Origin of the sequence: uncultured Polaribacter sp. (assembly GCF_947501385.1) — a bacterium.
Lineage (GTDB): Bacteria > Bacteroidota > Bacteroidia > Flavobacteriales > Flavobacteriaceae > Polaribacter.
This window is the reverse complement of record NZ_CANMVP010000016.1, coordinates 24,283-43,763: the sequence shown is the minus strand read 5'-3', so window position 1 is coordinate 43,763 and position 19,481 is coordinate 24,283. Positions and strand designations below refer to the sequence as shown.

17 protein-coding genes are annotated in these 19,481 nt (G+C 31.5%); 13 read left to right on the top strand and 4 right to left on the bottom strand.

Going from position 1 to position 19,481, the window contains the following annotated elements:
• Positions 1-13 precede the first annotated feature (13 nt).
• Positions 14-1,414 (bottom strand): MATE family efflux transporter, encoded by a 1,401-nt coding sequence (locus tag Q0998_RS11490; RefSeq protein WP_299670110.1) that lies wholly within the window; start codon positions 1,412-1,414, stop codon positions 14-16.
• Between the two features lie 129 nt (positions 1,415-1,543).
• Between Q0998_RS11490 and tpx the strand changes: the two genes are divergently transcribed.
• The 6 genes from tpx to ribB are packed head-to-tail and all read left to right on the top strand — an operon-like array spanning position 1,544 to position 8,263.
• Complete coding sequence (gene tpx, locus Q0998_RS11485) at positions 1,544-2,041, top strand: thiol peroxidase (RefSeq protein WP_299670109.1); 498 nt, start codon at positions 1,544-1,546, stop codon at positions 2,039-2,041.
• 4 nt (positions 2,042-2,045) lie between these two features.
• Positions 2,046-2,426 carry a diacylglycerol kinase family protein gene (locus Q0998_RS11480; RefSeq protein ID WP_299670108.1) on the top strand — a complete coding sequence of 127 codons (381 nt, stop codon included), beginning with the start codon at positions 2,046-2,048 and terminating at the stop codon, positions 2,424-2,426.
• 34 nt (positions 2,427-2,460) lie between these two features.
• Positions 2,461-4,911 (top strand): DNA translocase FtsK, encoded by a 2,451-nt coding sequence (locus Q0998_RS11475; protein ID WP_299670107.1) that lies wholly within the window; start codon positions 2,461-2,463, stop codon positions 4,909-4,911.
• Positions 4,912-4,947: 36 nt separating this feature from the next.
• Entirely contained in the window at positions 4,948-5,604 is a 657-nt protein-coding gene (locus Q0998_RS11470; RefSeq protein WP_299670106.1) for an outer membrane lipoprotein carrier protein LolA, read from the top strand.
• A 60-nt stretch (positions 5,605-5,664) separates the two neighbouring features.
• On the top strand, positions 5,665-7,113 hold the full coding sequence (locus tag Q0998_RS11465) for an LptF/LptG family permease (protein WP_299670105.1): 1,449 nt from the start codon (positions 5,665-5,667) through the stop codon (positions 7,111-7,113).
• A 4-nt stretch (positions 7,114-7,117) separates the two neighbouring features.
• Positions 7,118-8,263, top strand: coding sequence for a 3,4-dihydroxy-2-butanone-4-phosphate synthase (gene ribB / locus Q0998_RS11460; RefSeq protein WP_299670104.1), 1,146 nt, complete (start codon positions 7,118-7,120; stop codon positions 8,261-8,263).
• Between the two features lie 94 nt (positions 8,264-8,357).
• On the opposite strand, the gene pepE is transcribed toward ribB, so the two are convergent.
• A complete protein-coding gene (gene pepE, locus Q0998_RS11455; RefSeq protein ID WP_299670103.1) occupies positions 8,358-9,059 on the bottom strand; it encodes a dipeptidase PepE in 702 nt (233 codons plus the stop codon).
• A gap of 132 nt (positions 9,060-9,191) precedes the next feature.
• Here pepE and Q0998_RS11450 point away from each other — a divergent pair, with 132 nt between their 5' ends.
• The 5 genes from Q0998_RS11450 (at position 9,192) to Q0998_RS11430 (ending at position 15,920) form a co-directional block, all read left to right on the top strand.
• The gene (locus Q0998_RS11450) at positions 9,192-9,989 is read left to right on the top strand and encodes a carboxypeptidase-like regulatory domain-containing protein (RefSeq protein ID WP_299670102.1); all 798 of its coding nucleotides are present in this window, start codon (positions 9,192-9,194) and stop codon (positions 9,987-9,989) included.
• 87 nt (positions 9,990-10,076) lie between these two features.
• Positions 10,077-10,880, top strand: coding sequence for a hypothetical protein (locus Q0998_RS11445; protein ID WP_299670101.1), 804 nt, complete (start codon positions 10,077-10,079; stop codon positions 10,878-10,880).
• A gap of 29 nt (positions 10,881-10,909) precedes the next feature.
• Positions 10,910-11,407: a DUF6702 family protein gene (locus tag Q0998_RS11440; protein WP_366943643.1), complete on the top strand. Its 498-nt coding sequence runs from the start codon at positions 10,910-10,912 to the stop codon at positions 11,405-11,407.
• Between the two features lie 31 nt (positions 11,408-11,438).
• Entirely contained in the window at positions 11,439-13,568 is a 2,130-nt protein-coding gene (locus tag Q0998_RS11435; protein ID WP_299670099.1) for a M1 family metallopeptidase, read from the top strand.
• Positions 13,569-13,715: 147 nt separating this feature from the next.
• Positions 13,716-15,920, top strand: a complete 2,205-nt coding sequence (locus tag Q0998_RS11430; RefSeq protein ID WP_299670098.1) for a M1 family metallopeptidase — start codon at positions 13,716-13,718, stop codon at positions 15,918-15,920.
• Between the two features lie 73 nt (positions 15,921-15,993).
• Here the strand turns inward: Q0998_RS11430 and Q0998_RS11425 are convergent, their stop codons facing one another.
• Together Q0998_RS11425 and idi are read right to left on the bottom strand one after the other, a co-directional pair.
• Entirely contained in the window at positions 15,994-16,407 is a 414-nt protein-coding gene (locus Q0998_RS11425) for a 6-carboxytetrahydropterin synthase (RefSeq protein WP_299670097.1), read from the bottom strand.
• Positions 16,400-16,918 carry an isopentenyl-diphosphate Delta-isomerase gene (gene idi / locus Q0998_RS11420; RefSeq protein WP_299670096.1) on the bottom strand — a complete coding sequence of 173 codons (519 nt, stop codon included), beginning with the start codon at positions 16,916-16,918 and terminating at the stop codon, positions 16,400-16,402. Before idi ends, Q0998_RS11425 begins: the two co-directional genes overlap by 8 nt.
• 106 nt (positions 16,919-17,024) lie before the next feature.
• Between idi and Q0998_RS11415 the strand changes: the two genes are divergently transcribed.
• Both Q0998_RS11415 and Q0998_RS11410 read left to right on the top strand, forming a co-directional pair.
• Positions 17,025-17,726, top strand: a complete 702-nt coding sequence (locus Q0998_RS11415) for a peptidylprolyl isomerase (protein WP_299670095.1) — start codon at positions 17,025-17,027, stop codon at positions 17,724-17,726.
• Positions 17,727-17,886: 160 nt separating this feature from the next.
• Positions 17,887-19,479 (top strand): peptide chain release factor 3, encoded by a 1,593-nt coding sequence (locus tag Q0998_RS11410; RefSeq protein ID WP_299670094.1) that lies wholly within the window; start codon positions 17,887-17,889, stop codon positions 19,477-19,479.
• The last annotated feature ends 2 nt before the right edge of the window (positions 19,480-19,481 follow it).

The following is a 19,481-nucleotide window of genomic DNA, read 5'->3' as shown; positions in this document are numbered from 1 at the left end:
TTTTTGCAAGCGTTTAAACGCCTTGTATAATTGGTTTGTTTTGTTTCTCTTTAATCAATTTTAAAGTTAATGAATTAAATCGAATGAATAATAAAATGGATGCTGTTGTTAAACCTGCTAATAAACCTAGCCAAATTCCGAAACTACCATACATTTCTTCTTTTCCGAAGTAATAAGAAACAGGAAAACCAACTACCCAATAAGAAATAAAGGTTAATATAGTAGGAACTTTCACATCTTGCAAACCTCTTAAAGCTCCCAAAACAACCACTTGAATACTGTCTGAAATTTGAAAAAAAGCAGCCGCTAGTAATAAATTGGAAGCGATACTTATTACTTCCATATTATCTACATAATTTTCAGCATCGTTTAGGTCTACATACAAATTTGGTAAGCTTTTATGAAAAATAAAGAAAAGTAACGCAAAAAAAGTTGCTAATAAAACGCCTAAAAGAAAGATGGAAAACGCAATTCTGCGCAACTCTTTGTAATTCTGCAATCCTTTTTGGTTGCCTAATCTAATCATAGAAGCCACACTTAATCCCATAGCAACCATAAAGGTCATAGAAGAGAGGTTTAAAGCAATTTGATTTGCTGCTTGTGGATTTTTACCCAACAAGCCACTCAACCAAATGGCTGCTGTAAAAATAGCTACTTCAAAAAACATTTGCATGGCACTTAAAGAACCTAAATTGACAATTCTTTTGATCATTAAAAAGTCTAAAACAAAGAATTTGATATTCTTAACAATTCTACCAGAACGCTCTTTGTATCTTAATAAAGTCCATAAATAAATAACCATCATAATTCTAGAAGCCAGCGTACCATAAGCAGCCCCAACAATACCCATTTCTGGAAACCCCAATTTTCCGAAAATTAAAATATAATTTAGAATCACATTTACAATGTTTGCTATTAAGGTTGCATACATTGGGTATTTTGTCATAGACATTCCGTCGCTAAATTGTTTGATTGCCTGAAAAATAATTAACGGAATTAAAGAAAAAGCCACCAAATCTAAATACGGAATTGCCAAGGCTACCACTTCTTTTGGTTGCTGCATTAAATACATTAAAGGTTTAGAAAAATAAACCAATAAGAATAATAAAAGCCCCAAAGTGGTACACAAAAACAAGCCATGTTTGTAGGTAGATTTTGCTTGTTGTAAATTATTAGAAGAGTCTGCTTCTGCAATTAACGGTGTAATTGCTGTAGAAAAACCAATACCAATAGACATGGCAATAAACATAAAACTGTTTCCTAAAGAAACTGCCGCCAATTCCGCAGTTCCTATTTGCCCAACCATAATATTGTCTATAAAACCCACAAAAGTGTGTCCTAACATTCCCAGCATTACTGGAGCTGCCAATTTCCAATTGTATTTAAATTCTGATGTATATTGAGAAATATTCACTTTAAAATGCCATTTTTGCGTCTGCGAAGATAAGTATTAAACGAAGAAGATGTAAGTATGAAGTTATCTGTTTTTCGCTAAATTTTTTCAATAAAAATAGTTACTTTTGATATTCTAAAAAAAAACAAAATGGCAAATATCACATTAAAAGGAAACGCAATAAACACAATAGGGAATTTACCTGAAAATGGTACAAAAGCTGCTGAATTCACTTTAACAGCAGTAGATTTATCACATAAAAGATTATCAGATTTTGCTGGTAAAAAAGTAATTTTAAATATTTTTCCTTCAGTAGACACAGGTACCTGTGCAACATCAGTAAGAGAATTCAACAAGAAGGCATCTGCATTAGAAAACACAGTTGTTTTATGTATTTCTAAAGATTTACCTTTTGCGCAAGCTCGTTTTTGTGGTGCAGAAGGCATTGATAATGTAGTAATGTTATCTGATTTTGCTACTGGAAATTTCGGGAAAGATTATAAATTAGAAATAGCAAACGGACCACTAGCCCACTTGCATTCTAGAGCGGTTGTTATTTTAGATGAAAAAGGAAACGTAGTCTATACAGAACAAGTTCCAGAAATTGTTGACGAACCTAATTATGAAGCAGCATTAAAAGCAATCTAATTGCATGAAAAACACAAAAGATGGCTTTATTAGAGGTAGAATACGTAGTTTAAAATTTGCTTTTAAAGGAACTTGGTTGTTGTTAACCACAGAAGACAGCATAAAAGCACAAATTGCTGTAGCCATCATGGCTACTATTTTAGGCTTCTATTTTGATATTTCTAATATAGAATGGATGATTCAGTTCTTAGCAATAGGGTTGGTTTTAGTCGCAGAAGCTGTAAACACCGCTATTGAAGAAGTTGCTGATTTTATACATCCAGATTTTCATATAAAAATTGGTTTGATTAAAGATCTTGCTGCAGGTGCACCAACATTAGCAGCAATTGTTTCTTTAATTATTGCTGGATTCATTTACATTCCAAAAATCAATTTGCTATTTTAGCAGACAGTATTTTCTAAAACAAGAAACTAAATTAATGGCGAAAAGAAAACCGCGCTTAAAAAAAACAGTAGAAACTACTACTGAAAAAAAACCAAGTAGTTTTGCTTTTTTAAAAACGAAACAAGCACAAACAATCTTTGGGATTTTTCTAATGCTTTTTTCTCTTTTTCTATGCATCGCATTCATATCTTTCTTTTTTAACTGGCAAGAAGATCAAAGTACAATTCATCATTTAACAAATAGAGCCGTAAAAAGTAAAAATCTACTAGGAAAAATTGGCGCGAATTTAAGTCACTTTTTTATTTATAAAGGTTTCGGAATTGGTGCGTTTATCATCTCATTTCAACTTTTTTTAACAGGATTGTATATTCTTTTTCAAAGAAAATTTTCTAAAATTATTATTTCTTGGAATTGGAGTTTAATTGCCATGGTGTTAATTTCCGTTACGTTGGGTTTTTTAAACGAAAAATTTGCGTTGCTATTTGGAGTTATTGGTTTTGAAATAAATAGGTATTTGCAAGATTTTATAGGAAAAACAGGATTGGCAATTGTTTTAATCTTCTTATTTATTGCATACATCATAGTACGTTATAAAGTAACATTCCATCAGATTATAGAAAATATCAAGAGAAAAAAAGCAGAGAAAGAAGCGGCCGAATCGCTTTTAGATGATAAAGAAACTACTACAGAGAAACATATAGTAGAAACTTCAGAAACAATTTCTTTGACTTCGGATAAAAAAGACAAATCTGAATTTGAATTATCTCTAGAAAATTTAAAACCTACCATTGCTAAACATTCTGATGTAAGTACTAAAAAGGAAGAAATTAAGCTAACTGTTGCACAAGAGCAGGAACCAGAATTAAAAGTTGAAGAAACTGTAGCCAATATGCATGATGTGGGAATTGATATTGCCATTGGTAGAGAAGAAGAACACGCAACTCAAAATTTATCCGATCAATTGGTAAAAGATTTTGGGGAGTTTGATCCTACTTTAGAATTGGCAAATTTTAAGTTTCCAACATTCAATCTACTAAAACAATACAACGAAACGATTTCTATAGATCCTGAAGAACTAGAAGCAAATAAAGATAGAATTGTAGAAACTCTAAAGAATTATAAAATTGGGATTGCAGAAATAAAAGCAACTGTTGGCCCAACAATTACTTTGTATGAAATTGTACCAGAAGCAGGAATTCGTATTTCAAAAATTAAAAATTTAGAAGATGATATTGCATTGTCTTTATCTGCACTGGGAATTCGTATCATTGCGCCAATTCCAGGAAAAGGAACCATTGGTATCGAGGTTCCAAATAAAAAATCGACCATTGTTTCGATGCATTCTGTAATTTCCTCAAAGAAATTTCAAGAATCTCCAATGGAATTACCAATCGCTTTAGGGAAAACGATTTCTAATGAAACTTTTGTAGTTGATTTAGCGAAAATGCCACACTTATTAATGGCTGGTGCAACAGGTCAAGGAAAATCTGTTGGTTTAAATGCTGTTTTAACTTCCTTATTGTATAAAAAACACCCAGCAGAAGTAAAGTTTATTTTAGTAGATCCAAAGAAAGTAGAATTGACATTGTTTAATAAAATAGAACGTCATTATTTAGCAAAATTGCCAGATGTTGAAGAGGCAATTATTACTGACACCACCAAAGTTGTGCATACCTTAAACTCTTTGTGTATAGAAATGGACAACCGCTACGACTTGCTAAAAGATGCAATGGTACGTAATATTAAAGAATACAATGTAAAATTTAAAGCCAGAAAATTAAATCCGAATGATGGACATCAGTTTTTACCATACATTGTTTTAGTGATTGATGAATTTGCCGATTTAATAATGACTGCCGGTAAGGAAGTAGAAACGCCTATTGCACGTTTAGCGCAACTTGCAAGAGCCATTGGTATTCATTTAATTGTTGCTACACAAAGACCTTCTGTAAATGTAATTACAGGAATTATTAAAGCAAATTTCCCTGCGAGAATTGCATTTAGAGTGACCTCAAAAATAGATTCTAGAACCATTTTAGATGCTGGTGGCGCAGATCAATTAATTGGTAGAGGAGATTTATTGTATACCAACGGAAATGATATTGTACGAATTCAGTGTGCTTTTGTAGATACCCCAGAAGTTGAGAAAATTACAGACTTTATTGGTTCTCAAAAAGCATACGCTGAAGCCTACTTATTGCCAGAATACGTAGATGATGAAAGTGGCACAAGTATTGATATAGATATCTCAGACAGAGACAAGCTTTTTAGAGAAGCTGCAGAAATTATTGTAACCGCACAACAAGGCTCTGCTTCTCTGTTACAAAGAAAATTAAAACTAGGCTATAACAGAGCTGGTAGATTGATAGACCAATTAGAAGCTGCTGGTATTGTTGGTGGTTTTGAAGGTAGTAAAGCAAGACAGGTTTTAGTTGCAGACTTTGTTGCATTAGATCAGTTATTAGAAAACGAAAAAAACGTATAGTCTCTTTTTTATTTTAGAGATGCTAATTATATAATTATGAAAAAAATAGGAATCTTATTTTTAAGTCTTTTTATGAGTACCATCACATTTTCACAAAATGATGAAAAAGCAAAATCTTTATTAGATCAAGTTTCTACCAAAATGGGAGCCTACAAAAATATGTATATTGGTTTTAGCCAAACGTTAAGCAATGAAGATGCAGGAATTAAAGAAGGCGACGAACCACCAATTAGAGGTGAAATCAACTTAAAAGGAGAAAAATACAGCTTAAATTACTTAGGAAATCAGTTTATTTATGATGGTAATAAATTGTATGTTATCAATCATGATGAAAAAGAAATTTCTATCACCGACGGAGATTTAGATGGTGATGATGGTTTTATTTATCCGTCTAAATTATTAACTTTTTACAAACAAGGTTATAATTTGCAAATGGGGAAACTAGAAAACATTCGTGGTAGAAAAATACAATATGTAACCTTAAATCCTATAGACAGTAATTCAGAAATTGTAAAAGTAGAGCTCGGTATCGATGCAAAAACAATGCACATTTACAAACTAGTGCAAACGGGTGCTAATAGTTCTAAAACAACTTTTACCATTACAAAATTTAAAAAGAATGAAGAGCTTTCTGAAAATTTCTTCAACTTTAACAAAGCAAAATTTTTAAGTCAGAATTATACCATAGACTAATTCTTCCAATTAACAGGAAATTAGTAGCATATTTATATTTAAGAAACTACTTTTGCTACAATGAAAATTTTAGATAAATACATCTTAAAAACTTTTCTAGTTCCTTTTTTTGCCACATTTTTAATTGTGCTATTTGTCTTGGTGATGCAAGTACTTTGGCAAACATTTGAAAACATCGCGGGTAAAGGGATTAGCTTAGTATTTATCTTAAAATTTTTATACTATACCACATTGGGTATTGTACCGCAGGCATTACCAATTGGCGTACTCCTCTCCTCTATTATGGCTTTGGGTAGTTTGGGTGAAAATTACGAATTTGCTGCCGCAAAATCTGCAGGAATATCACTACAACGTTTGGTAAGACCTCTTATCTTTTTAACAATTATTTTAAGCGGAGTCAACTTTCTGTTTTTAAACAACATCTTTCCGTATGCCATTTTAAAACAACGAAATTTATATTACAATATTAAAAAGAAAAAGCCTGCGATGGCTTTAGTTCCTGGAAGTTTTAATAGCGATTTACCAGGTTATCAAATTAAGTTTGATGAAAAATATGGTGAAGAAAAAAATCTTTTAAAGAAAGTTTTAATTTATGATTTAAGTGCTAGAAATGGAAATCAGAAAGTAATAACTGCAGAAAGAGGTAAAATTATTTCTGAAGAAGGCAGCAGATATATGACCTTTATATTGTACGATGGTTATTATTATGAAGACCATACAAAATCGGCAAAAACTACTATTAAAAAAGAAAAAATGCCTGCGTCTCAAGCAAATTTTAAAGAATATGAATTTAATATTGATATTGGAAATGTGGTTGGTGATGGTGAGTTAGATAAAGAAAGAGTTAAGAATAGTTATAATATGCGAACCTTGGCGCAACTAAATGACACCATTCCCGTGTTAAAAAACACATACGAAGAAATGTTATTTTCAAGAGCGAAAAGTATTTCATCGATTGCAAATGCCAAAGAGCTTTATAAATATGCAGATTCTTTAAAAGCAAAAGATATCAATAAAAATGATATTATTGAAAATTTTACTTTAAAAGATAAAATTAGTATTTTAAATGGTGCAACAACAAAAATGAATAGTGCCCTTACCAATATTAAAAATAACATGACGAGTATCAAATGGAAAAGAAAAACACTTAACTTTTTTGATACAGAGTATTACAGCAGAATCGCTTTGTCTTTTTCTTGTTTGATTTTGTTTTTTATAGGCGCTCCATTAGGCTCTATCATTCGAAAAGGTGGTTTTGGGTTGCCAATGATTTTAGCAATAGGAATTTATGTACTTTATTTCTTTGGAAATACCTTCGGAAAAAATTTGGCCGAAGAAAGCTCAATCTCTTCCTTATTAGGCTCTTGGATTTCTGCAATGGTCATGATTCCTTTTGGTATTTTCTTAACTAGAAGAGCTACAAAAGACAAAGGTTTATTTAATGTTGACGCTTTGCTATTACCCATTAAAAATTTATTTATAAAATTTAAGTCTAAAAAAGACATCTAAAAATATGACCACTTTAACAAGTCCAAAAAATACACAACTAAATAATATTGCAGATGCAATTGAAGACATTAGAAACGGAAAAATTATTATTGTTGTTGATGATGAAAATAGAGAAAATGAAGGTGACTTTTTAGCAGCAGCAGAAAAGGTAACTCCAGAAATGATCAATTTTATGGCAACTCATGGTCGTGGTTTAATCTGTGCACCACTTACAGAAAAACGTTGTAAAGAACTAGAATTAGGAATGATGGTTTACAACAACACAGATCCTATGGAAACCGCTTTTACCGTTTCTGTAGATTTGCGAGGAAAAGGAGTTACAACAGGAATTTCTGCTTCAGACAGAGCTTTAACAATTAAAGCTTTAATAGAAAAAACAACCAAACCTTTCGATTTGGCAAGACCTGGTCATATTTTTCCTTTAAGGGCTAAAGAGGGTGGTGTTTTAAGAAGAACTGGCCATACAGAAGCTGCTATTGACTTTGCACGTTTAGCGGGTTTAGAACCAGCGGGAGTCATTGTAGAGATTATGAACGAAGATGGTACCATGGCACGTTTACCACAATTATTAGAAGTCGCAAAAAAGTTCGATATTAAAATTGTTTCTATAGAAGATTTAGTGGCGTATAGAATGGAACATGATTCTTTAATAGAGAAAAAAGAAGATTTTGATATTATTACGCGTTTTGGTGAGTTTAGATTAAGAGCTTATCAACAAACTACAAACAACCAGGTTCATATTGCACTAACCAAAGGTTCCTGGTCTAAAGAAGATAGTGTTTTAACTCGTGTAAATTCGACATTAGTTAATAACGATATTTTAGGAACTTTAACCAACAATGCAGACAAGAAACTAGACCAGATGTTTCAAGTAATTAATGACGAAGGAAAAGGGGCTATTATTTTTGTAAATCAGCAACATCAATCTCAAAACTTATTAAGCCGATTAAAAATTTTAAAGGAAAATCAAGAAAACGGAGAAATAAAAGCACCACAGATAAAACTAGACAATAAAGATTTCGGAATTGGCGCTCAAATTTTACATGATATAAATATCAGCAAATTAAAATTAATTACCAATTCTCAACAAACAAAAAGAGTGGGTATGATTGGGTATGGTTTAGAGATTGTAGATTATGTGAATTATTAGTTAGAAAATAGAGAATAGAGAATAGAGAATGTAAATAAAAATTGCCGAGTGTCATTTCGACGAATCTCAACTTTGAAACTTAAAACCTTAAATCTTAAACAACTACTTCTACGCCACTTTCTAGCTCTAAAGGTTTTTTATTTTGTTTGAAAAACCTTGCCTTGTGTTTACCTTGAAGCATAATTTTTTCACCTTTCACAGCAAGCCAACTTCCTTCTCGCAATCCTAAAACAGGTGTGTTATGAAACACATGAAACTCTTTTATTCTCGTCTCTCGAGATTCTCCCATGTGGGTAGAATTTTTTATAGGATCTAAATAATGGGCGTTTATATTAAAAGGAATACAGCCCAAGGTTTTAAAACTTGGTGGATAGACAATTGGCATATCGTTGGTGTTCATCATATCAATACCACAAATATTACTTCCTGCACTTGTGCCCAAATAAGGAGTTCCGTTTTCTAAAACTTGTTTTAAAACATATAATACATCCTTTTTATACAATTGATTCAACAACTCAAACGTATTTCCGCCACCAGTAAAAATTCCTTCAGCACTTAAAATGGCAACTTTCGCATTTTCAAATTCATGAATTCCTTTCACCGCTATATGTATTGTAGCAAAAGATTTTTTTACGAGTGCTGTATATTCATCGTAAGAAATTCCTCCAGGTCTTGCAAAGGGAATAAAAAGCAATTCTTTGATATCTTTAAAATGGATTTTTAAAGTCGGTAATAAGTATTCTAAATAGCCGTTTCCAAAAATAGTAGAAGTACTGGCAACAATCATTTTTTTCATAGCTTCAAAAATAGAATAATTAGAGGCATTTAATTAATTTCTTCCCAAAATTAATTTCTTTAACAGCAATTTACAATTCTGTTAGTAGAGTTTTAAGAAGCTGTTCTCTTTACTTTGTGGAAAATCAACCCATTGAAAAAAATACTAATTTTACTATTTCTATGCATTTCAATAGCTAATTTTGCTCAAACGGATAGCTCTTTTTTCTTCGGACGAATAATAGATTCTACAGAGGCTGTTGTAAATGCGCACATCATCAACCTAAAAACCAAACAAGGTACTTTTTCTTCTAGTAAAGGTAATTTTAAGATTTCAGCTAATAAAAAAGACAGCTTACAGATAACTTCAATAGGCTATAAGTCAAAAATAATTGTATTGAAAGCTTTTCAACTTAGAGAAAAGCAAAATATTATTTTGCTTGAAAAACAAATTTACAATCTAGATGAAATTGTTCTTAAAAAACACGATTTGTCTGGTTTCTTGTCACTCGACATCAAAAAAACGCCAAAAGATTATAAGGCAGAACAGGTTCAAAAATTACTTACCGATATTAAAGAGATGGATTTGTATGCAATTTCTAAAATGCCAATTGGTACAAATGAGGCACATTTAATAAAAGCGACAGTTATTAGATTGCCAAATTATTTTGAAGGTTTTGGGATTAGAACTTCTTCTGGTGCTAATATTGCTGCAAAAAAAACAAAACTTTTAATTAAAAAATTACAAGCACAACAAGAAATATCAAATAAGCTTTTAATTCTTTTGGGAGATGATTTCTTTTTTAATGAATTAAAAATTCCTAAAGAAAAATACAATCATTTTATAACTTTTTGTTCTCATAAAGGAATTTATGAGTTGTATCAAAAAAATGAAATTTTAAAATTGATCAAAATTTTAAAAGATGAAAGCATACGATATCTAAAATTATAAAAGTGTTTTAACACAAGTTTACCAATGATTTTCATATTTTTAAAGAATCAAATTCCGAAATTTGTTTAGATCCCCAAACTTTATCAAATGATTAAAAAATTACCACTACTATTTTTATTAAGTTTTATTTCTTTTTCTAGTTTTTCTCAACTGAGAAGAACCATCATAAACGGTAAAGTTACAGACTCTTTAAGTACTGTTAAAAACGCAAATATTATCAACTTAAAAACAAATCAAGGTACTTTTTCATCAGATGATGGTGAGTTTAGAATTTTTGTAAAAACAGGCGATTCTTTACGCATTTCTTCGATACAACACATTACAAAGTTTATCATTATCAACAAAAATAATCTGGCTAACAAATTCGTAGATGTAAAATTAACCTACAGCACGGTTGTTTTAGATACCTTTGAGCTAAAGAGACATAATTTATCTGGTAGATTGGGCATCGATTCTAAAAATGTACCAACCAATAAAAAAGATTCCCTCTTAAATGATCTGCTAGATTTTTCTGATATTGATATGAATGTTGTTGCCCCAGATGATCATATTGATAAAATGAAACCTCCAGTAAACAATACAGATCCTACAGCAAATTTTGCGGGCGCTGGCGCGGCTGTGGTAATGCCATTTAAAGACTCAGAAAGGTTATGGGCACTTAGAAAAGAATTGGCTAGGAAGAAACAGTTTCCTTATAAAATCATGTCAGAATTGGGTGAAAAATTCTTTTTTGAGAAGTTAAAAATTCCTATAGATAAATATTTTCACTTCTTAGAATATTGCAATCCTTTAGGAATTGAAAAACTTCACAAAGATGGAAAAGTCTTAGATATCATTAAAATTTTTCAAACGGAAAGTAAATCTTATTTAAAAATTATAAAAAAAGAGTAATTTGGCTCATTAATTGTTTGTATGTTGATATGAAATTAAAAAAAACGCTTGTACTTCTTTTCGTAGTATCATTTTTAGCATTCTCTGCACACAAATATTATTTGAGTTTGACTCAAATTAAATATAAAAGTGAAACAAAATCTGTTCAAATAATCATCAATGTTTTTATGGACGATATTGAACTTGCACTCAACAAAGATTACCATATAGATCTCCAATTAACTACCAATAAAGAACTAAAAAATAACGATGTTTATTTTGAAAAATACCTAAAAAGCAAATTACAATTTAAAGTAGATGCTGCTTCAAAAGAATTTAATTATATTGGTAAAGAATACGAAGGAGATTTGGTTTTTTTTTACTTAGAAATAGAAGATATACCAACGGTTACAACTATAGAAGTAACTAATAAAATTTTATTAAAACATTTTCCTGAACAACAAAATTTAATAAAATCTAAGGTTGGCAAAAAAAATAAAAGTGTTTTACTTTCTAAAGACAAATACCAAGAAACATTAACATATTAAAATTAATATTAACCACCAGAAACTTCAAATTATGAAAAAATTAGGGCTACTAATCCTTTCTATTGTATTTTTTACAAGTGCTACTTTTGGGCAAGAGACTAAAACCAAAGAAGGCCATACAAATCAGAACAAATTTAGGCAAATGAAAGACCTTTTGCCAACACCAAATCTACAAAGAACTGCTTCTGGTGCACCAGGTATCAAATATACGCAGCAAAAAGTAGATTATACGATGGACATTGTTTTAGACGATGATAACACCAGAATATACGGGAATGAAATGATTACGTATCATAATAATTCAGACGATACTTTGCCTTATTTATGGGTACAGTTAGACCAAAATATGAGAGCTGCAGATTCTAAGACACCAGATATTCAACCCAGTAGAATTCCTAAAACAACATCTAAAAAGAGATTTGATAGCAACTATTCTGATGAAGCTTTTGATGGCGGTTTTAAAATTGAAAGTGTTACAAATATAAATGGCAGTAAACTAGCTCATATTGTAAACCAGACGATGATGCGTATCGATTTACCAAAACCATTAGCTTCTGGAGAGAAATTTAAATTCAAAATAAAATGGTGGTACAACATCAATAACCACAGAACGCAAGGGGGTAGATCTGGTTATGAAAACTTTCCTGCAGATGGCAATAATAATTATGTAATTGCACAATTCTATCCAAGATTATGTGTGTATGATAATGTAGAAGGATGGCAAAATGATCAATTCTGGGGAAGAAGTGAATTCGCGCTAGAATTTGGAGACTTTACAGTAAACATTACTACACCAAAAGATCACATGCTAGGCGCAACAGGTGTTTTACAAAACCCAAAAGATGTTTTTACTAAAACAGAATTAAAGAGAATAGAAAAAGCTAGAAAAACATTCGACAACCCTGTAATTATTAGAACGCAGGAAGAAGCAGAAAAAATTGAAAAAAGTCGCTCTAAAAAGACGAAAACTTGGAAATTCTTCGCAGAAAACGTAAGAGATTATGCCTTTGCAAGTTCTAGGAAATTTATTTTTGATGCGATGGCTGTAGATATCAATGGTAAAACAGTGATGGCAGAATCTTTATACTCTAAAGAAGCAAATCCGTTGTATGGTGAACACTCTACAAGAGCCGTTGCACAAACATTAAAAACCTATTCTCGATATACGTTTGATTATCCGTATCATAAAGCCATTTCTGTAGACGGACAAATGGGAATGGAATATCCACAAATTTGTTTCAATCCTGGAAGACCCAATGCAGATGGAACCTATTCTGATAGAACAAAATACAGAATGATAAAAGTAACAATTCATGAAGTTGGCCATAATTTCTTTCCAATGATTGTAAATTCAGACGAAAGACAATGGACTTGGATGGACGAAGGCTTGAATTCATTTATGGAAATGTTGGCAGAAAAAGATTATGATGAAAACTTTCCAATCACAAGAGGATATCCTAAAAATATTGTTGGTTATATGAGTGGAGATCAATCTAGAATTGCTCCAATTATGTCTAAAGGAGACAATGTCTATAGTTTTGGTAACAACGCTTACGGCAAACCAGCCACTGGTTTATGGATGTTACGAGAAACTATCATGGGCAAAGAACTATTCGATTATGCATTTCAAACTTATTCTCAAAGATGGAAATTTAAACACCCAACGCCTGCAGATTTCTTTAGATCTATGGAAGATGCATCTGGTGTAGATTTAGATTGGTTTTGGAGAGGTTGGTTTTACACAACAGACGTTACAGATATTGGCATCGAAACAGTAAGAAAATTCTATGCTGAAAATGATGGTGATGAAAGTGTAAAATTTATTGAAGATAAAAGCGAAGGATTGCAAATGAATAAACCGAAAGATGCAAAGGCTAAATATTTTTATGAAATTACTTTTAACAAACCTGGTGGTTTGGTAATGCCAATTATTGTAGAATATACGTATGATGATGGTACTAAGGAGAAAAAAACATATCCTGCGCAAATTTGGAGATACAATGATAGCTCAGTAACAAAAGCTATACATTCAGATAAACAAATTACTAAAATTGTGATAGATCCAGATTTAGAAACAGCAGATGTAGACTTGTCTAACAATAGCTTTCCTTCACAAGAAAAAGATAAATTCAATTCATTTAAAACAAAGATGAAGAATTAATTTTCATCAAAATACAACTTTTAATAAGCGATGTGGAGACCACATCGCTTATTTTTTTATAAAGATTTGTTAAAATTTTAACAACATTTAACGAATTCGCCGATATATGCTTAATTTAGACCACATTTTAAAATCAATTCAGATAATATGAAAAAAATTTCTTTATTAGTATTTTCTCTTTTCTTTGTTTCTTTTGCAACCATAGCGCAAGAAACTAAAATAGAGGGAAAAAAAACTCAACAAGGTCATACAGACCAAAACAAATTTAGGCAATTAAAAGATGTTTTGGCTACACCAAACGACCAACATGCTGCTTCTGGTGCACCGGGCCATCAATATACACAACAAAAAGTAGATTATGTAATGGACATTCGTTTAGACGAAAGTGCTAACAGAATTTACGGTGATGAGAAAATTACATACCACAACAATTCTAAAGACAAATTAGAATATTTATGGGTGCAGTTAGATCAGAATATGAGAGCAGATGATTCTAAAACTCCATTAGCTTCATCAAATGGTGCTTCTGCATTTATTACACCAGATAATTTCAAAAATTCTTTTATGAAGCAAAAGAAAGGTTTTGGTTATAACATTACAAAAGTAGAAAGTAATGGCAAACCATTATCTAACACCATCAATAGAACCATGATGCGTATCAATTTACCACAAGCATTGGCACCTGGTAAAGTTTTCGAATTTAGAATTCAGTGGAATTACTTAATTAATGACATCAATAAAGATGGTGGCCGTTCTGGGTTAGAAACATTTCCTGACGGAAATAACAATTATACAATTGCTCAATTTTTTCCAAGACTTTGTGTATACAATAATGTAGAAGGATGGCAAAACATGCAATTCTGGGGACGTAGTGAATTCGCTTTAGAATTTGGAGACTACGAAGTAAACTTAACCGTACCTGCAGATCATATTGTTGAAGCAACAGGTTCTTTACAAAATGAAAAAAATGTATTGACTAAAACACAACGCAAACGTTTAGAAAAAGCTAGAAAAACTTATGACAATCCTGTATTAATTGTAACACAAGAAGAAGCTGAAGCAGCTGAAAAAGTACGTGCAACAAGAACTAAAACTTGGAAATACAAAGCTAAAAACGTAAGAGATTACGCATTTGCGACTTCAAGAAAATACATTTGGGATGCCATGGCTGTAAATATCAATGGTAAAACGGTAATGGCAACTTCTTTGTATCCTAAAGAAGGTAATCCTTTATGGGAAGAGCATTCTACAAGAGCAGTTGCTACTACATTGATAGAGTATTCTAAATTAACGTTTGATTATCCTTATCCTAAAGCAGTTTCAGTACATTCAGAAAGACAAGGAATGGAGTATCCAATGATTTGTTTCAACTTTGGGAGACCAAATCCAGACGGAACATATTCTGACAGAACTAAAAAAGGAATGTTAGGTGTAATTATTCATGAAGTTGGACATAACTTTTTCCCAATGATTGTAAATTCTGATGAAAGACAATGGACTTGGATGGATGAAGGTTTAAACTCTTTCGTAGAAATTTTAGCGGAAGATGTATATGATCCTGAATTATTTGCTTCAAATCCAGCAAAAGAAATTACAAGATATATGGGCGGAGACCAATCGAATATCTCTCCGATTATGTCACAAGGAGACTATGTAAAGCAATTTGGTCCAAATGCATATTCTAAACCAGCTGCTGGTTTATATATGTTAAGAAAGACAATTATGGGACCAGAATTGTTCGATTATGCATTTAGAACGTATTCTCAAAGATGGATGTTTAAACACCCAACTCCAGAAGATTTCTTTAGATCTATGGAAGATGCTTCTGCAATGGATTTAGATTGGTTTTTTAGAGGTTGGTTTTATACAACAGACGTCACAGACATTGGTATCAAAGAAGTGAAGCCTTTGTACTTAACAGACAAACCAAACGAAAGAGTAAAAAAGTTAAAAGTACAATACAAACAGTATTTTGACGGATTAGGTGATCTAGTATATATTACTGATAAAAAAGAAGATGCAAATGCAAGGGCTATGGATACTTATGCTGATGGTAAAGAAGTACCTTCTTACATCTATTCTGTAGAGTTTGAAAAACCAGGAGGCTTAATAATGCCTATTATTGTAGAATTAACCTATGCTGATGGAACAACAAAAAGAGAAACGTTTCCTGCGCAAATTTGGATGAAGAATGATGCTTCTGTAAAAAGAGTATTTGCTTCTACACAAGAAATTACTAAAATTGTGGTAGATCCAGATTTTGAAACTGCAGATGTAGATACTTCAAACAATAGCTGGCCTAAAAAAGTTGGTGATAAGTTTGATGATATGAAGAAAAAAACAAAGAATTAATTCTTTCTTAAATATGTAAAAAGCCTCCAATTTGGAGGCTTTTTTTATATGCTAATTTTCATCTTTAGTGTATTTAATCTCCAGAATAACTCACAAAATTTCTTGGAGTTTCATACAATGTAATTGTAAGGTCTAAATGTTTAGGTAATAATTTTCTTAGTTTGTTATAAGTAACTACAGATATATTTTCTGCTGTAGGATTTAAATCTTTAAATTCAGCAACTTCTAAATTTAAATTTTTATGATCGAAACAGTCTTCAATTTCAGCTTTTATGTGATTTTTTAAAATCCCTAAATCAAAAACATAGCCTGTTTCCCTATCAATTTCTCCTGTTAAAGAAACAATGAGTTCGTAGTTGTGACCATGAAAATTAGGATTGCTACACTTATTGAAAATTTCGAAGTTTTTTTCATCACTCCAATCTTTTCTATACAATCTATGTGCCGCATTAAAATGCGCTTTTCTATGAACAGTAACCTTAGGCATTTGTTAACTTTTTATAAGATTTATCAAAAATAATTTTAAACCAAGCTGTATATTCCGTAGGGTTTTCATCAATGTCGTTTTTAACATTTTCTAAAGTCATCCATTTATAAGCTTCAACTTCTTCATTGTTCAAATTAGGAGCCTCATCATATCGACCAATCATAACATGGTCTAATTCATGCTCTGTCAAACCATTATCAAAAGGAGCTTTGTAAATAAAAGAAAAAACTTCTTTTAATTCAGTCGTAAATCCCATTTCTTCTTGCAAACGTCTTCTTCCAGCCTCAACATTACTTTCTCCATCTCTTTGATGAGAACAACAAGTATTTGTCCATAACAATGGCGAATGGTATTTAGAAGCGGCTCTTTGTTGTAACATTAATTCTCCTTTTTCATTAAAAATAAAAACTGAAAAAGCTCTGTGCAATACCGCTTTTTCATGTGCCTCTATTTTTTCCATCAAACCAATTGGTTGGTCGTTTGTATCTACTAAAATTACGTGTTCTTCCATTATTACAAAAATAAGGAATGAAATAGCAATAACAGATAAAAACTATTTGATTTTTCTATTCTTTTATTTCTATGATTTATCTTTGAAACTTTAAACCGCTTTTTAAATGAAATTTTTGAAACTACTTTTTTTTGCCACTTTCCTACTCTTCTTTTTTCAATGTAAAAATGAAAAAGGATCCGAAAAAAATGTGCCAAAAATTTCAACCATAAAAGAACATACAAAATCGAAATTAGAAGAAAAAATTAGTAAACCCTGGGACAGTTTAAATAAAGATAATGTGGAAGCTTTTTTTACTGAATATGGAAAAGAAAACAAAGAAACCAAAATACGTATTAAAACCAAGTTTGGAAATATAAAAATCCGCTTATATAAGGATGTTCCTATCCATAGAGCAAATTTTATCTTTCTTACAAAAATTAAATATTTTAATACCACTGAATTTTATAGAGTGGCTAAGAACTTTGTCATTCAAGGAGGTAACTCAGATGAAACCTATACCATAAAACAACGAAGGTTGTATGGTAATTATCGCATACAACCCGAATTTAAGGCTAATAGAAAACACAAATATGGTGCTTTGGCTGCTGCTCGAGATTGGGAAGAAAACCCTAATAAATTATCGAATCCGTTTGAATTTTACATTGTTCATAATAGAAACGGTGCACATCATTTAAATAATGAACATACTGTTTTTGGTGAAGTAATTGCTGGCTTTGACACGATGGATAAAATAGCTAAGGTAAAAGTTGGTGTTGATGAATGGCCATTGGAAGATATTAGAATGACAGTAGAAATTTTAGATTGATTAGCTCCCTTTGTCTTTCAAACATTTCCCAAAAGGAGAAAACCTTGATTGTATGTTAAAAACATCTATTATAATTTGTTAAAGTTCATAAAATTTGCGTCTAAATATCTTACCAAAAATCAATAGAATAAAATGTATATTTGCACCTCAAAATTTGTAGATGAATTTTTTAAAAGAAATAGCACGTAGAAGAACATTTGGAATCATTTCGCATCCAGATGCAGGAAAAACTACATTGACAGAAAAATTATTGCTTTTTGGTGGTGCAATTCAAGAAGCGGGTGCTGTAAAAAACAATAAAATAAAAAAAGGAGCAACTTCCGATTTTATGGAGATTGAACGTCAACGTGGAATTTCGGTTGCAACTTCTGTCTTAGCTTTTATTTACAAAGACAAAAAAATAAACATCTTAGATACTCCTGGTCACAAAGATTTTGCAGAAGATACATTTAGAACTTTAACTGCTGTAGATAGTGTTATTGTAGTGATTGATGTTGCAAAAGGTGTTGAACCACAAACTGAAAAATTGGTGGAAGTTTGTAGAATGCGAAGCATCCCCATGTTGGTTTTTATCAACAAATTAGATAGAGAAGGTAAAGATGCTTTTGATTTATTAGATGAAGTTGAGCAAAAATTAGGCTTGCGCGTAACTCCTATGAGTTTCCCAATTGGTATGGGGTATGATTTTAAAGGAATCTATAATATTTGGGAGAAAAAATTAAACCTTTTTTCTGGTGATAATAAAACCTCTATCTCTGAAGGAATCGAGTTTGACGATTTATCAAATCCTCAATTGGATGAAATAATTGGAGAAACTGCCGCAGAAACTTTACGAGAGGAAATAGAATTGATAGACGAAGTGTATCCTCCATTCAACCAAGAAGAATACCTGAGCGGTTCGCTACAGCCTGTATTTTTTGGTTCTGCCTTAAATAACTTCGGAGTAAAAGAATTATTAGATGCTTTTATTGAAATTGCACCGTCACCACAACCTAAAAAAGCAGAAGAACGTTTAGTAGATTCTAAAGAAGAAAAACTAACAGGTTTTGTTTTTAAGATTCATGCAAATATGGATCCTAAACATAGAGATAGACTTGCTTTTATAAAAATTGTTTCAGGTGTATTTAGAAGAAATTCACCGTATTTACATGTTAGAAATGGCAAGAAGGTAAAGTTTTCAAGTCCGAATGCATTTTTTGCAGAGAAAAAAGAAATTGTAGACGAATCTTTTCCTGGAGATATTGTAGGGATTCATGATACAGGAAACTTTAAAATTGGAGATACCTTAACAGAAGGAGAACAATTAAACTTTAAAGGAATACCGAGCTTTTCTCCAGAACATTTCCGTTATGTAAACAATGCAGATCCAATGAAGTCTAAACAATTGTACAAAGGTTTAGATCAATTGATGGATGAAGGTGTTGCGCAGTTATTCGTCTTAGAAATGAACGGACGTAGAGTAATTGGTACGGTTGGTGCTTTGCAATACGAAGTAATTCAATACAGATTAGAGCACGAATATGGTGCAAAATGTACCTATGAAAATTTACAAGTTCACAAAGCCTGTTGGGTAGCACCAGAAGATCCTAAAAATGAAGAATTTAAAAATTTTAAACGTGTAAAACAACGTTATTTAGCAAAAGACAAACAAGGTCAGTTGGTATTTTTGGCAGATTCTGAATTTACCATACAAATGACACAAAATAAATATCCAACTGTTCAATTGCATTTTACAAGTGAATTCAAAAAATAATA

Excerpts from the sequence above, each read along its gene's own strand:
- tpx (WP_299670109.1), top strand. The coding sequence starts at position 1,544 with ATGGCAAATATCACATTAAAAGGAAACGCAATAAACACAATAGGGAAT.
- idi (WP_299670096.1), bottom strand. The coding sequence starts at position 16,918 with ATGGAAGAACACGTAATTTTAGTAGATACAAACGACCAACCAATTGGT.
- Q0998_RS11440 (WP_366943643.1), top strand. The coding sequence starts at position 10,910 with ATGAAATTAAAAAAAACGCTTGTACTTCTTTTCGTAGTATCATTTTTA.
- Q0998_RS11475 (WP_299670107.1), top strand. The coding sequence starts at position 2,461 with ATGGCGAAAAGAAAACCGCGCTTAAAAAAAACAGTAGAAACTACTACT.
- Q0998_RS11425 (WP_299670097.1), bottom strand. The coding sequence starts at position 16,407 with ATGCCTAAGGTTACTGTTCATAGAAAAGCGCATTTTAATGCGGCACAT.
- Q0998_RS11480 (WP_299670108.1), top strand. The coding sequence starts at position 2,046 with ATGAAAAACACAAAAGATGGCTTTATTAGAGGTAGAATACGTAGTTTA.
- Q0998_RS11430 (WP_299670098.1), top strand. The coding sequence starts at position 13,716 with ATGAAAAAAATTTCTTTATTAGTATTTTCTCTTTTCTTTGTTTCTTTT.
- ribB (WP_299670104.1), top strand. The coding sequence starts at position 7,118 with ATGACCACTTTAACAAGTCCAAAAAATACACAACTAAATAATATTGCA.
- Q0998_RS11470 (WP_299670106.1), top strand. The coding sequence starts at position 4,948 with ATGAAAAAAATAGGAATCTTATTTTTAAGTCTTTTTATGAGTACCATC.
- Q0998_RS11445 (WP_299670101.1), top strand. The coding sequence starts at position 10,077 with ATGATTAAAAAATTACCACTACTATTTTTATTAAGTTTTATTTCTTTT.
- pepE (WP_299670103.1), bottom strand. The coding sequence starts at position 9,059 with ATGAAAAAAATGATTGTTGCCAGTACTTCTACTATTTTTGGAAACGGC.
- Q0998_RS11465 (WP_299670105.1), top strand. The coding sequence starts at position 5,665 with ATGAAAATTTTAGATAAATACATCTTAAAAACTTTTCTAGTTCCTTTT.
- Q0998_RS11435 (WP_299670099.1), top strand. The coding sequence starts at position 11,439 with ATGAAAAAATTAGGGCTACTAATCCTTTCTATTGTATTTTTTACAAGT.
- Q0998_RS11415 (WP_299670095.1), top strand. The coding sequence starts at position 17,025 with ATGAAATTTTTGAAACTACTTTTTTTTGCCACTTTCCTACTCTTCTTT.
- Q0998_RS11410 (WP_299670094.1), top strand. The coding sequence starts at position 17,887 with ATGAATTTTTTAAAAGAAATAGCACGTAGAAGAACATTTGGAATCATT.